Source organism: Streptomyces sp. BPTC-684, assembly GCF_030028635.1.
Taxonomy (GTDB): domain Bacteria; phylum Actinomycetota; class Actinomycetes; order Streptomycetales; family Streptomycetaceae; genus Streptomyces; species Streptomyces noboritoensis.
Genome location: NZ_CP124863.1, coordinates 146,080 through 159,327 on the forward strand (window position 1 = coordinate 146,080; position 13,248 = coordinate 159,327).

The window sequence follows — 13,248 nt, forward strand, 5'->3', positions numbered from 1 at the left end:
GCTACCGCGCGTCCTCCCGGATCAGCTCCGCCGCCTTCTCCGCGAGGGCGACCGTCGGGGCGTGCGTGTGGCCGCGCGTGATGCGCGGCATGACCGACGCGTCGACCACCCGCAGACCCTCGGCGCCGCGCACCCGGAGCCGGGGGTCGGTGACCGAGCCCTCGTCACTGCCCATCCGGCAGGTGCCCACCGGGTGGTACAGCGTCTCGGCCGAGCCGCGCACCGCCGCCGCGAGCGCCTCGTCGTCGACGACGCCCGGGTAGGGCGCCAGCGGCCCCGCCGTGTGCTCGGCCAGGGCCGGGGTCGCGAGCAGCTGCTCCGCCCGGCGCACCCCCACCATCAGCCGCCGCAGGTCCTCCTCGGCGGTGAGGTAGCCGGGGTCGATCCGGGGCGGGGTGGTGACGGCCGTCCCGCCGAGGTCGATCCGGCCCTCGCTGACGGGCTGCAGCAGGACCACCCCCACGGTGAGGCCGTGCTCGGTGGGCGGGGTGAGCCCGTGGTCGACGAACGGCGCCGGGGCGAAGACCAGCTCGATGTCCGGCGCCACCAGGTCGGGCCGGGTGCGCACGAACGCGACGGCCTCCCCGAGGTTGGAGGTCAGCGGGCCCCGGCCGCGCAGCAGGAAGCGGCCGAGGTTGGGGAGCGTGTCGGCGCCGGTCAGCGTGACGGGCCGGGGGCAGCGCACGGTCACCGCGTACGCGAGGTGGTCCTGGAGGTGGCGGCCGACGTCCGGCGACGCCACCTTGACCTCGACCCCGGCCTCCCGCAGCCGCTCGGGGTCGCCGATCCCGGAGAGCATCAGCAGGTGCGGCGAGCCGACGGCGCCCGCGCTGAGGACGACCTCGCGGCGGGCGGTGAGGGTGCCCAGGCCGCCTTCGGTGACGACTCCGGTGGCCCTCGTCCCCTCGAACTCCAGCCCGCGCACCCGTGTTTGGGTGAGGATGTCCAGGTTGGGGCGGCGGGCGGCCGGTTTGAGATAGCCGTCGGCGGCGCTCCACCGGCGGCCCTTCCGCTGGTTGACGGGAGTCGTCGCGTACCCGGAGTGGTCCGGGCCGTTGAGCTCCCGCAGCCCCGTGATGCCGCGGTCGTGGCAGGCGGCGAGGAAGGCGAAGGTGAGCGGGCTGGGGTCGCGCAGCGGTGAGATCCACAGCGGCCCGTCCGTGCCGTACACCGAGTCCCGGGGCGCCGGGCCCGTCCAGCGCTCGGCCCGGCGGAAGTACCGGACGAACTCGTCGTACGCCCACTCGGGCCCGGCGGCCTCGCCCCACGCGTCGTAGTCGGCGCGGTGGCCGCGGACCCACATCATGGCGTTGAGGGACGAGGAGCCGCCGAGGGTGTGGCCGCGCGGCCAGTACAGCTCGCGCCCGCCGAGCGCCTCCTGCTTCGCGGTCGTGAAGTCCCAGTCGTACGCGGTCTTGAAGAGCTTCGGGAAGGCGGCCGGGATGCGGATCTCCGGCTTGCGGTCGCGCGGCCCCGACTCGACGAGCGCGACCCGGACGCCGGGGTCCTCGGAGAGCCGCGCCGCGAGCACACAGCCCGCCGAGCCCGCTCCCACCACGATGTAGTCGTACGTGCGCTCCGCCGTGCCGCCCGCTGTCCTCAACACGCCCCCCAAGCCGTGACGTTGGGTCCTCCAGCCCACCCAGCATGACCCGCCGGGGCCGGACGTGCCAGAGCGCGGACGCGCGGCCCGCCCCCGAAACGGGCACGCGCGTCCGCCGGCGGAACCCGGCCGTTCCTGAGGCGACCGGGTTCGTGGCTCGGGCTCCCGGGGTCAGCCCCGGCGGCGCTGGAGCTGGAGTCTCTCCTGCTCGGAGAGGCCGCCCCAGACGCCGAACCGCTCGTCGTTCGCCAGCGCGTACTCCAGGCAGGCCTGGCGCCCCTCGCAGCTGCCGCAGAGCTGCTTGGCCTCCCGCGTCGAGCTCCCGGGCGCGGGGAAGAAGAACTCGGGCCCCGCCTGGGCGCACAACGCGGTCTCCTGCCAGGCGAGTTCCTGCCCGGCGATGATGGTGTTGATCGACATGACATCCATGCTGGACCGGTCGGATCAACGTCCGGTCAATGATCGTTGAACGCCCTTCACCGCTCGCGTCAAGCGATCTCCTCCCACCGCGCGGTCTTTGGCCGATTACGGCTGCCGCGACGGCGCCGGGCAGTCTTTTCCCGGTCTCCCTCCGGCCACTGACAACGCGGGCCGGAGCGGTTCCGGTCGCCTTCGCCGTTGCCCTGAGCGACCAGATGGCCCGGCCGTAGTGTGGAGCCCTTCGTCGATCACGACCCGGCAGGGAGCCGATATGACCGAGGCCACCACGGTGCGCACCCCGACCGGCGCGCAGGCCGTGCAGCGCGCCCTGGAGGTGCTGCACTCCTTCCACGACAACGGCCCCGACCTCAGCGCGTCCGATCTCTCCCGGCGCCTTGGGTTACCCGTCTCCACCGCGCACCGGCTGGCCCGCACGCTGGTGGCGGCGGGCTTCCTGGAGCAGGACGTGCGGACCGCGCGCTACCGGCTCGGCCCGGCCATGACCGAGCTCGGCCGTCTCTCGTACCACCGGCGCGGGCTGCACCTGGCCGCCCCGGAGCTGGCCGACCTGGCCGCGCGGACCGGCGCCGCCGCCGACCTCGCGCTGCGCAGCGGCCCGCACGTGGTGAGCGTCGCGGGCGGCCCGGTGCCCCCGATGGCCGGGCTGCGCCGCCCGCTGCGCTCGACGGCGCCGGGCCGGGTGCTGCTTGCCTGGCCCCGGCCGGACGAACCGGTGGCCCCCGACGAGGAGTTGGCGGACGTACGGGCCGACGGCTTCGCGCGCGAGGAGAGCGAGGCGGCGCCCACCGGCGCGTACGGCACCGCGTACGGGACGCGCACCCTCGCCGTGCCGGTCCTCGACCGCTCCGGCCACGCCCGCTTCGCCCTCTCGCTGCGGGCGGCGCCCGCGGTGATGACGGACGAGCGCGGCGCGTGGTTCCTGGCACAGGCGCGGGCGTGCGCCCAGGCCCTGGAGATACTCCTGCTGCCCCCGGCGGAGCGCCGCCCGCCCACGGCATAGGCGACTACGCCTCCTCCTTCTTGGCCCGGCTCGGCTGCACCCGCTTGGGCTCCCCCGGCATCTTGGGGTAGTCCGGCGGGTACGGCATGTCGCCCAGCTGGTGTTCGTGCTCGTCGCGGGCGGCCAGTTCGAGCAGCGGCTCCAGGCCGAAGGCGTGGTCCTCCATGTCCGCGTGGACGTCTCCCACCTCCGCGTACCGCGCGGGCATGGTCCTCAGGTCGAAGTCCTTGGGGTGGACGTCGTCGAGCTCGTCCCAGCGCAGCGGCGCGGAGACCGGGGCGTGCGGCTTGGGGCGGACCGAGTAGGCGGAGGCGATGGTGCGGTCGCGGGCCGTCTGGTTGTAGTCGACGAAGATCCGCTCGCCGCGCTCCTCCTTCCACCACGCGGTGGTGACCTTCCCCGCCATGCGCCGCTCCAGCTCGCGCCCGATGGCGATGGCGCAGCGGCGCACCTCGGTGAACGTCCAGCGCGGCTCGATCGGGACGAAGACGTGGATGCCCCGGCCGCCGGACGTCTTGGGCCAGCCCCTGATGCCCGACTCGGCCAGCAGGGCGCGCAGTTCGTGGGCGACCGGGACCGCGTCGTCGAAGTCGGTGCCGGGCTGGGGGTCCAGGTCGATGCGGAGTTCGTCCGGGTGGTCGGTGGCCTCGCGCCGCACCGGCCACGGGTGGAAGGTGAGGCAGCCCAGGTTGGCGGCCCACAGGACGGCGGCGGGCTCGGTCGGGCAGATCTCGTCGGCGTGGCGGCCGCTGGGGAAGGAGATGCGGGCGGTCGGGATCCACTCGGGCAGGTTCTTGGGGGCCCGCTTCTGGAAGAAGGACTCGCCGTCGACGCCGTCGGGGTAGCGCTCCAGGGTGGTCGGGCGGTCGCGCAGGGCGCGGGTGATCCCGTCGGCGACGGCCAGGTAGTACGTGGCCACGTCCAGCTTGGTGTAGCCGCGCTCCGGGAAGTACACCTTGTTCGGGTTGGACAGCCGGACGGCCCGTCCGGCCACGTCCAGCTCGACGGCCTCGCCCTTGCTCGTGCCCATGCAGGCCACGGTAGGCGTGCGCCGCAAATGGCGCATATCGGCACAGTCCGGTGAGAATCAATGGCATGGATCTGCCGGTGATGCCGCCCCTGAAGCCGATGCTCGCCAAGTCGGTCGCCAGGATTCCGCCCGGGATGCAGTACGAGGCGAAGTGGGACGGGTTCCGTGCGATCGTCCACCGAGACGGCGACGAGATCGTCATCGGCAGCCGCAACGGCAAGCCGCTGACCCGCTACTTCCCCGAGCTCGCCGAAGCCCTCAAGGAGCGGCTGCCGCGGCGCTGTGTGGTGGACGGCGAGATCGTCATCGTCCACGAGGGCCGCCTCGACTTCGACCGGCTCACCGAGCGCATCCACCCGGCCGCCTCCCGGGTGAAGCTGCTGGCCGAGCGGACCCCGGCCAGCTTCGTCGCCTTCGACCTGCTGGCGCTCGGCGACGACTCGCTGCTCGACACCCCGCTGAGCGAGCGCCGGGCGGCCCTGGCCGGGGCCCTGGAGGGCGTCACGGCGCCGGTGCACCTGGCGCCCGCCACCACGGACGCCGAAGAGGCCCAGGAGTGGTTCGAGCGGTACGAGGGCGCCGGGCTCGACGGGGTGGTGGCCAAGCCGCTCGATCTGCGCTACCGCCCGGACGCCCGGCTGATGTACAAGATCAAGCACGAGCGCACGGCCGACGCGGTGGTGGCGGGCTACCGCTTCCACAAGAGCGGCCCCGTCGTCGGCTCGCTCCTGCTCGGCCTGTACGACGGCTCGGGCGCCCTCCAGCACGTCGGCGTCTGCGCGGCCTTCCCGATGAAGCGCCGGGCCGAGCTCGTCGAGGAGCTGGCGCCGCTCCTGATGGACGACCCGGTGGGCGGCGGGCACCCCTGGGCGGCCTGGCTGGACGAGGCCGCCCACGAGGGCGCCCGGCTGCCGGGCGCGCAGAGCCGCTGGACCGGCAAGAAGGACCTGTCGTGGGTGGCGCTGCGGCCGGAGCGGGTGTGCGAGGTGGCCTACGACCACATGGAGGGCGACCGCTTCCGGCACACCGCCCAGTTCCGCCGCTGGCGCCCGGACCGGTCCCCCGACAGCTGTACGTACACCCAGCTGGAGGAACCGGTCCGCTACGACCTGGCCCAGGTGCTGTCGGGCGGGTGACCGGCGCGCTCACCCGTCACGGCGGGCGATCACCCGGTACGCGTTGGAGAACCGGGTCCGCCGCACCAGCGGGTTGAGCAGCTGGTCGAGCCCGTACACCGCGATCAGCACCGGCACCGCCGCCCACACCAGCGCGAACCGGACGGCGCGTGCGGCGCGGCCGGGGCGGCGGGGCCGCCAGGGCGCGTCGTCGCGCGGCAGCAGCCGGTCGAACAGGAACCAGGTGGCGCACACCAGGTCGGCCGGGATGTGGGCGTCGCGCCGCTCGGCCACCTCGACGGTGAAGCCGAGGTCGCGCAGCCGCCGGCACAGGTTGCCCATCGGGACCATGTTCAGGTGCTGGGGCTGGAACCAGGGCAGCCAGAGCCGACCGAGCAGCCGCCCCGACAGCGACTCGGGGTCGGGGACCTCGATCAGCAGATGCCCGCCGGGCGCCAGCGCCGTGTGCGCGGCGGCGAGTTCGCGGTGCGGGTCGAGGGTGTGCTCCAGGTAGTGGAACATGCTGACCGCGTCGTAGCGGCCCGCCATCTCTTCGGCGAGGTCCACGAAGAGGCCACGGTGGGCCTCCTCGATCCGGCCCTCCTTGGCCGCGAGCTCGACGCCCTCGCCCATGTCGAGGCCGTCGAAGCGGGTGTCGGGCAGCACTTCCTTGGCGGTGGCGCAGAAGTGGCCGAGCGAGGTGCCGACGTCGAGCCACCGGCCGGGCAGGGCGACCCGCCGCAGCGCGCGGGCGCTTCGGCGGAACCGCTTCTTGCTGCCGTTGCCCTCGAACATCTTGGCGGTCGTCTCGGCGCCGAGGCCGTCGTAGAAGTCCCGGTAGTAGAAGTCCAGGCCCTCCTGGCTCAGCCGCGGGTTCTGGAAGACGTGGCCGCAGCCGCGGCACTCGTCGAGGACGAACTCGCCGGGCTTGCCCTGGATGAGGTCCGTGGTGCGGAACTTGCGGCGCAGGTCCCGGCCCAGGCACCACGGGCAGTCGGTGCGCGCCGCCAGGAAGAAGCGGCCCGTGCCACGGGCCAGCTCGTCCTGGTACGACGGGCGCAGTTCGGCGATCCGTTCGCTGTCGGGCATGTGCGTCCCTCTCTGTGGGGCTCTATACGGACGAGGTGGCACCCGCGGCGGCCGAGGCGGTGCGTCCCTCTCTGTGGGGGCTCTATCGGGGCCGTCCGGCGACGGGCGCCGCGGCGGCGAGCTTTTCGAGGTGCGTGGCAGCGGCCGACGCGCCGCCGGCGGCGCGGAAGGCGTCCCGGACGCGGCGGGCCGCGTCCCGGTAAGCCGGCTCGGTCACCACCGCGTCCAGGGCCGCGCCGATCCGCTCGCGCCCCGCCCGCGCGAACTTCACCCGCAACCCGGCCCCGGCGCCCACCACTTGGGCCGCCACGACCGGCTGGTCGTCCCGGATCGGCGCGACCACAAGGGGCACCCCGTGCCACAGCGCCTCGGTGACGGTGTTGTGGCCCGCGTGGCAGACGACCGCCGACATCCGCTCCAGGAGGGCGACTTGCGGCAACTGGGCCCTGACCAGCACGTCGGGCCCGGGCGGCACCGCCCCGAGCAGCCCGCCGGGGTCGCAGACCACCGCCCGCAGCTGTCCGGTGCGGGCGCGGACCGCCGCGACGCTCTCGGCGAGGAAGCGGCCGCCCGCGTCGGTGTTGGCCGTGCCCAGCGTGATCAGGACCGCCGCCGCCCCCGGCGCCAGGTCCAGCCACTGCCAGGGGAAGTCCCCGGAGGCGGAGCGCCGGGCGGCCAGCGCCGGTCCGACGAACCGCAGATCCGTCTCGGGGGTGGTGTACGGGCCGGTCAGCTCGGGGGTGGTGAAGGCGAGGGTGAGGGCCGGGGAGAAGCGCGGGTCGTGGGTGGCGGCCGGATCGCCGATGCGCTGCCTCAGCTCGCCGAGCAGCCCGGTGAGCCAGCTGTGCACGCCGGGCATTCCGGCCATGCTGTCGGTGAGCTCGGCCGAGGTGGTCGACGAGGTCGCGAAGGGCACGCCGAGCCGCTCCGCCACCAGGGCGCCCGCCACGGTCTGCTGGTCGGCCACCACCACGTCCGGACCGAACTCCGCGATCGCCGCCGCGACCCCGGGCGCCATCGCCTCGGCGAGCGGGCCGAGGAACCGCGCCCACAGGAACTTCAGGGCCGCGACCCCGCGCAGGTCGGGCGGCCGTCCGCCGATGCCGTCCGGCCCGGCGCACTCGTACACCCGGGGCCGCTCCCCCACCAAGCGCCCGACGACCTCCGGGCGTCCGGCCCACGCCACCTCGTGGCCCCGAGCGGTCAGCTCGGCGGCGACGGCGGCGGCCGGGTTGATGTGGCCGGTCAGCGGCGGCACCACGAACAGGAAGCGGCTCACCGGACCGGGCCCGGTCGGCTCGGTCCGGGGGCGGCGTGCTCGGGTACGGCGCCCGTGTGGTCGCGGATCCAGCTCAGGGCCAGTTCCCCGACGGCGTCGGACGCCTCGACGAGGACCGAGTGCTTCTGCCCCGGTACCACGGCGACCCGGCAGTGCGGCAGCAGCGACCGCAGCCGGGCGGCCTCGGCGGCCACCAGGCCCTCCTGACCGTTGATCAGCAGCACCGGGCAGCGCACCCGGCCGAGCTGCTCGTCGGTGAGGACCCGGCCGCCGGGGATGTCCTCGGCGATGGTGGTGGACCGCACCAGACGCCCCGCCGCCTGGCCGAGCCGGCGGATGTGGGCGTCGTGGCGGGTGTCGCCGGTACGGGTCGAGGAGAGCGTGCCGTACTGCTCGGTGAACCACAGCAGCGCGTCGTCCTCCGCCATGCCCCCGGCGTGCCGCAGCGCCGCCGACATGGTGTCCGACCAGGTGCGGCTGGCAGGCCCCGACTCGATCACGGTGACGGTGGCGACGCGCTCGGGCCGGTGCACCACGTAGTCGAGCGCGACCGTGCCGCCGAAGGAGTTGCCGACGAGGTGGACAGGACCGGCGATGTCCAGCCCGTCGAGCAGGGCGTCCAGGTCGGCGGTGAAGTCCTCCAGCGTGTAGCCGGACGGCGGGCGTTCGCTGCGGCCGTGCCCGCGCAGGTCGTACATGACGGCTTCGTATCCGGCGGCGGCGAAGACCGGGCCGAGGGTGAAGTAGTAGCTGGCGAGGCTGTCGATGAAGGCGCCGTGGATGAACACGGCCGTTCCGTACGGCTCGTGGCCCTTGGGGGCCAGCCGCTGGACGTGCAGCCCGAGCCCGTTGGCGCGGATCATGACCATCGGGCGGCTCCCGGTCCGGGGGTCTCGTCCAGGCAGCGCACCACGTGGGCGACGAGCTGTCCTACAGTGAGCGCGATGATCTCGTCGATCTCCAGACCGGCGACGAACTCGGCGAAGTTGACCCGCTCGCCGTACCGCTCCTCCAGATGTCCGGAGAGCATCACGAGGTCGATGCTCTCCAGCTCCAGGTCGTCGCCGAACAGGGTGTCGGGATGGATGTCGGCGGGGTCGGGGGCGTAGTCCCCGAGCACCGTCACGATCAGTCGGGCGATCTCCGCCAGGACGGTCTCCTCGTCGGGCGGGGCGAGCGGGGCGGGGCCGGGCGGCCGTTCGCTGGTGGTCACTGGGCACTCTCCTCGGGGGGCGGCGCGGACGTGGTCCAGGCCACGACGTGGGTGGGGGTGGCGCGGACGCAATGGACGTGGTGGCGGCGGCCGTCGACGGTGACGGTGAGGGAATCGGGGGCCTCACCGCTCACGTCGGGGGCGGCATCGGTCACTTCGAAGGCGTGCGGCCGCCCGCCGAACCCGGTGCCCTCCGCCTTGGCGACGGCCTCCTTGGCCGTCCAGAACCGGGTGAACCACAGGGCCTCGGACTCCCCGGTCCCGGCGACGAGCCGGCCGAGGAGGCCGAGCTCGCGGGGGCCGAGGGCGACGCGGTGGGTCTCGGGGGTGCGGTCCGCGATCTCTTCGATGTCGATGCCGACACCGGTGCCGTACGGGCCGGGGCCGGGCGGGCGTACGAGCGCCACCGCGAGATCGCCCCGGTGGGCGAGGGAGAGGTCGAGGGCCGGGAGCGTACGGCCGTGCACCCCCACGGCACGCGGCCGCCCCGACTCCTCGTTGACGATCTCGATCTCGGCCGGGAACACCGCGCCCTCGCCGCGCTCCCACAGCCACCGCCGCACCGCGTCCTTGGCGGCGATCCGGCCGAGCAGCCACTGCCGCCGGCCGCGCGGCGGCTTCGTCTCGTACGCCTCGCGCTCGGCCCGGCCCAGCTGCATGCGCATCAGCAGGTCGCGGGAGGCCGGGTCCGGCCACACGTCCCGCAGCAGGCACCAGCCGCCGGGCCGGGCCTCGGCCAGGGCCAGGTGCTCGGGGTAACCGCCGGACCTGCGCGCGTCGAGCCCGGAGAACCGGCGGTCGCGCCAGCCGGAGAGCTCCGCCCACACCGTCCCGCCGGGCAGGGTGAGCCGGACGTCGGCGAGGAGGGTGTCCTCGGTGAGCGAGGTGATGACGGCGTGGCAGTCGACGGGGGTGCCGGGGGGCGGGGGCGGCCCGAAGAAACGGGCCTCCCCCAGCGCGACGGGGAAGATCACGGTCCGGTTGGGGTGGGTCGACATCAGCCAGTAGCCGAGGAGTTGGCCCACGTTGTCCAGGAGGGCGCCCGGCGCGGACGGCGTGGTGATCGTGCCCCGGACGTGGCCGGGCCCGACCCCGCGCAGCGCGGTGACGCCCTGGAAGGCGGGCCCGTGGAACATCCACCGGTCCTCGTAGAGCCGGGCCGCCGCGATGTCGGGCGGGCGCTCTTCGGCCGCGTCCAGCGGGGGTGCGGGCGGTGGGGCCGGGTAGCCGGGGGCGAGCTCGACGCTCGCGCGGGCGTACGGCCCGAACGCGACCGCCCACCGCCCGGGGCCGTCCGGCCGGGCGGTGATCGTCACGTCCACGGCCGGGATGGCGTTGACCCACTTCTCCAGCCGCACGTCGTGGACGGCGACGGCCCGGTGCCCGGGCGCGGCCCGCTCGGCGGCGGCCATCAGGTGGTGCAGGACGGTGGTGGCGGGGACGACCGGATGCCGGTCGGCGGGATCGGGCCAGCCGGGCCGCTGCGGGAAGAAGCAGTGGTCGAGGAGGTAGGGCATGTCGGCGGTGGAGACGCGGAGTCGGGTGCGGTGTTCCTGCTCGACGGGTGCGGTGACCACGTCGGGTGCGGTCGGCGCCCCCGGCGGGCCCGCCGCCTCCAGCACCGCCGCCACGCTGTCCGCCGTCTCCCGCATCAGCGCGTCGAGCTCCGCGGCGACGGGGTGGCGCCGGGTGAGCGACTCACCCAACAGGCCCGCCGATATGGGGTGTTCGGCCCCCGCGACCGTACGAGGGCTCAGCTCCGCACGTAACTCGTCCAAGCGGTGGGGGTCGAGGGGAAGCAGCGCCGCTCCGAGGTCGAGGGGGATCGGGGCGGAGGAGGAGCGCGGCCCGGCCGGCCGGGCAGGCGACAGCGCGTACCCCTCCGCCCACAGCCCCGTCTCCACCCGCAGCAGCTGCGCGAGTCCGCCGCGCTGGGGCGAGTTGGCGGAGAGCGCGAGGTGGTCGCGGGTCTTGAGGGTGTCGTCGATCAGCGAGGTCAGACGGCCCGTGCCCACCTGGACGAAGGCGCGGAAGCCCGCCGCGTACATGGCGTCGACCAGCGGCCGGAACCGTACCGGCTCCAGGAGGTGGCGGACGAACAGGGCGCGGACCTCGTCGGGGCCGGCCGGGAACGGGGCCGCCGTGGTGCCGGACCAGACCGGGACCCGCTGCGGAAGGATCTCCGCCGCGTCCACGCCCCGCTTCATGGGGCCCAGATACGGGGCGAGCATCGGCGTGTGGAAGCCGGAGCGGAACGGGAGCACCTGGCAGATCACGCGCTCGGCCCGGAGCTTCGCCGCGAACTCCTCGACCGGCCGCTCCGGGCCGCACACCATCGACTGGCCGGGCGAGTTGTCGTGCGAGAGGACGAGGTCCGGCCAGTCGGTGAGGGCCTCGCTCACCCGGGCCGCCGGTGCGCCGATCGCCGCGAACGCCAGGCCCGGGACCCGGAGCGAGTCCGGGTCGAAGGAGGCGAAGAAGTCGTCCGCCTTGTCGGCCGCGAACACGCCGCCCGCGATCATCGCCGCCCACTCCCCGACGCTGTGCCCGGCGACCCCGTCGGGCCGGACGCCGAGCGCGCGCAGGGCTTCGTCGAGGACCCGGCCGACGCGGAGCACACCGAGCCCGTGCCGGGCGACGTCGGTCGCCTCGGTGTACGCGCGGCCCGGCAGCCGCAGCCCGTAGTGCTCGGCCACCTCGTCCACCCGGGGCGCGAACTCGGCCTCCAGGCCGGGGAAGACGAACGCCACCTTGCCCCCGCCCGCCGTCCCGAGCAGCGGGCGCGGGGCGAACCACACGTCGCTGCGGCCGCGCCACGGGCGGCCCTGGGCCACCGCACGGCGGGCGAGCGCCAGCCGCTTGGCGGTCGGGTCGACAATGCCGAGCCGAGCCGTGGGGGTGCCTTGCCCGTACGAGGCGGCGCCCCGCTCCCGTACCGTCGCGTCGTCCCAGTCCAGGGCCCGTGCCAGGCCCTCCGGCGTGTCGGCGGTCAGGCGCAGCACCCGCTCCGGTTCGCGCACGGCCGCCCGGTGCCGGGCGGGCACGGCTCCCGGCGCCTGCTCCAGGACCACATGGGCGTTGATCCCGCCGAAGCCGAAGGCGTTGACGGCGGCCCGGCGCAGCGGCCCCTCCCAGGGGCGGGCGGCCGTCGCCGGGCGGAACCGGGTGCGGGCGAGGGCGGGGTGCGGATCGTCGCAGTGCAGGGTCGGCAGCAGGGTCGCGTGATGTACGGCGAGGGCCGCCTTCACCAGTCCGGCGACGCCCGCCGCGGGCATGCAGTGGCCGATCATCGACTTCACCGAGCCGATGACGGGCACTGCCGCACCGTCCGCGCCCGGCCCGAACACCTCGGCCAGCGTGGCCAGTTCGGCCGCGTCGCCCGCCGGGGTGCCGGTGCCGTGCGCCTCCAGGAGGCCGAGGGAGCCCGGGTCGCGGGGGTCGAGGCCCGCCGCCCGCCAGGCCTGCCGGACCGCGCGGGTCTGGCCGCCCGGGTCGGGGTGCATCAGCCCTGCGGCGCGGCCGTCGCCCGCGACGCCGGTGCCACGGATCACCGCGTACACGCGGTCGCCGTCGCGTTCGGCGTCCGCGAGGCGCTTGAGGGCGACGACGCCGGTTCCCTCACCGATGAGGATGCCGTCGGCCGCGGCGTGGAAGGGGCGGCTGCGCTGGCTCGGCGAGAGGGCGCGGAGCTGGGCGAAGACGCTCCACAGCGTGATGTCGTGGCAGTGGTGGACCCCGCCCGCGAGCATCAGGTCGCAGCGGCCCGACGCCAGTTCGCCCACCGCCTGGTCGACGGCGATCAGCGAGGACGCACAGGCCGCGTCCACGGTGTACGCCGGGCCCCGCAGGTCCAGGCGGTTGGCGATGCGGGACGCCGCCAGGTTGGGGACGAGCCCGATGGCCGACTCCGGGTGCTCGGGTCCCAGCGTCTCGGTGAAGGCGGCCCGGACCCGGTCGAGCTGGTCCGCCGCCAGGTGGGGCAGCAGCTCGCCCAGGGTGCGCGTCAACTGGTGTGCGGTGCGCACACGTTGGTCGAGGCGGACGAGGCCCGGGTTGAGGTATCCGCCCCGGCCCAGGACCACCCCGACCCGGCCGCGCTCGGGCAGCCGCTCCTCGCCGCCCGCATCCGCGATCGCCCGGGCCGCGACGGAGAGCGCGATGAGCTGGTCGGGCTCGGTGCCCGCGACCGAGCTCGGCATGATGCCGAAGCGGGCGGCGTCGACCTCGGCGAGGCCGTCCACGAAGCCGCCGCGCCGGCAGTAGATCCGGTCGGCGGCGCCGCCCGGGTCGCCGGGCCGGTAGTAGACCGGGTCCCAGCGCCCCTCGGGCACCTCCCGTACGGCGTCCACACCGTCGACGAGGTTGCGCCAGTACGCGTCCAGGTCCTTGGCGCCGGGCAGCAGGACGGCCATGCCGACGATGGCGACGGGGACTTGACGCTCCTTCACATCATGGGCAATCGGCCTCTCGTCGGTCAT

Annotated in this window: 10 protein-coding genes; 2 read left to right on the forward strand and 8 right to left on the reverse strand. The window is 74.9% G+C overall.

Features of this window, described 5'->3' with window-relative positions; translation table 11 throughout:
• Window position 1: 1 nt before the first annotated feature.
• Together QIY60_RS00660 and QIY60_RS00665 are read right to left on the reverse strand one after the other, a co-directional pair.
• Window positions 2–1,606, reverse strand: a complete 1,605-nt coding sequence (locus QIY60_RS00660; RefSeq protein WP_283140584.1) for a GMC family oxidoreductase N-terminal domain-containing protein — start codon at window positions 1,604–1,606, stop codon at window positions 2–4.
• Window positions 1,607–1,774: 168 nt separating this feature from the next.
• Window positions 1,775–2,023, reverse strand: coding sequence for a WhiB family transcriptional regulator (locus QIY60_RS00665; protein ID WP_283140585.1), 249 nt, complete (start codon window positions 2,021–2,023; stop codon window positions 1,775–1,777).
• Window positions 2,024–2,294: 271 nt separating this feature from the next.
• Between QIY60_RS00665 and QIY60_RS00670 the strand changes: the two genes are divergently transcribed.
• Window positions 2,295–3,044, forward strand: a complete 750-nt coding sequence (locus QIY60_RS00670; RefSeq protein WP_283140586.1) for an IclR family transcriptional regulator — start codon at window positions 2,295–2,297, stop codon at window positions 3,042–3,044.
• Window positions 3,045–3,048: 4 nt separating this feature from the next.
• Here the strand turns inward: QIY60_RS00670 and ligD are convergent, their stop codons facing one another.
• Complete coding sequence (gene ligD / locus QIY60_RS00675; protein WP_283140587.1) at window positions 3,049–4,074, reverse strand: non-homologous end-joining DNA ligase; 1,026 nt, start codon at window positions 4,072–4,074, stop codon at window positions 3,049–3,051.
• A 65-nt stretch (window positions 4,075–4,139) separates the two neighbouring features.
• Between ligD and QIY60_RS00680 the strand changes: the two genes are divergently transcribed.
• Complete coding sequence (locus tag QIY60_RS00680) at window positions 4,140–5,210, forward strand: ATP-dependent DNA ligase (RefSeq protein ID WP_283140588.1); 1,071 nt, start codon at window positions 4,140–4,142, stop codon at window positions 5,208–5,210.
• A 9-nt stretch (window positions 5,211–5,219) separates the two neighbouring features.
• Here QIY60_RS00680 and QIY60_RS00685 read toward each other — a convergent pair whose 3' ends face one another.
• The 5 genes from QIY60_RS00685 to QIY60_RS00705 all read right to left on the reverse strand — a co-directional run bounded on the left by QIY60_RS00685 (window position 5,220) and on the right by QIY60_RS00705 (window position 13,248).
• Entirely contained in the window at window positions 5,220–6,278 is a 1,059-nt protein-coding gene (locus QIY60_RS00685) for a class I SAM-dependent methyltransferase (RefSeq protein ID WP_283140589.1), read from the reverse strand.
• A gap of 82 nt (window positions 6,279–6,360) precedes the next feature.
• Entirely contained in the window at window positions 6,361–7,557 is a 1,197-nt protein-coding gene (locus QIY60_RS00690) for a glycosyltransferase (RefSeq protein ID WP_283140590.1), read from the reverse strand.
• Window positions 7,554–8,426: an alpha/beta hydrolase gene (locus tag QIY60_RS00695; protein ID WP_283140591.1), complete on the reverse strand. Its 873-nt coding sequence runs from the start codon at window positions 8,424–8,426 to the stop codon at window positions 7,554–7,556. The genes QIY60_RS00690 and QIY60_RS00695 overlap by 4 nt, the downstream gene beginning before the upstream one ends.
• On the reverse strand, window positions 8,417–8,770 hold the full coding sequence (locus QIY60_RS00700; RefSeq protein ID WP_283140592.1) for an acyl carrier protein: 354 nt from the start codon (window positions 8,768–8,770) through the stop codon (window positions 8,417–8,419). The genes QIY60_RS00695 and QIY60_RS00700 overlap by 10 nt, the downstream gene beginning before the upstream one ends.
• The gene (locus QIY60_RS00705; protein WP_283140593.1) at window positions 8,767–13,248 is read right to left on the reverse strand and encodes a beta-ketoacyl synthase N-terminal-like domain-containing protein; all 4,482 of its coding nucleotides are present in this window, start codon (window positions 13,246–13,248) and stop codon (window positions 8,767–8,769) included. The genes QIY60_RS00700 and QIY60_RS00705 overlap by 4 nt, the downstream gene beginning before the upstream one ends.

Excerpts from the sequence above, each read along its gene's own strand:
- QIY60_RS00665 (WP_283140585.1), bottom strand. The coding sequence starts at position 2,023 with ATGTCGATCAACACCATCATCGCCGGGCAGGAACTCGCCTGGCAGGAG.
- QIY60_RS00670 (WP_283140586.1), top strand. The coding sequence starts at position 2,295 with ATGACCGAGGCCACCACGGTGCGCACCCCGACCGGCGCGCAGGCCGTG.
- ligD (WP_283140587.1), bottom strand. The coding sequence starts at position 4,074 with ATGGGCACGAGCAAGGGCGAGGCCGTCGAGCTGGACGTGGCCGGACGG.
- QIY60_RS00680 (WP_283140588.1), top strand. The coding sequence starts at position 4,140 with ATGGATCTGCCGGTGATGCCGCCCCTGAAGCCGATGCTCGCCAAGTCG.
- QIY60_RS00685 (WP_283140589.1), bottom strand. The coding sequence starts at position 6,278 with ATGCCCGACAGCGAACGGATCGCCGAACTGCGCCCGTCGTACCAGGAC.
- QIY60_RS00695 (WP_283140591.1), bottom strand. The coding sequence starts at position 8,426 with ATGGTCATGATCCGCGCCAACGGGCTCGGGCTGCACGTCCAGCGGCTG.
- QIY60_RS00705 (WP_283140593.1), bottom strand. The coding sequence starts at position 13,248 with ATGACCGACGAGAGGCCGATTGCCCATGATGTGAAGGAGCGTCAAGTC.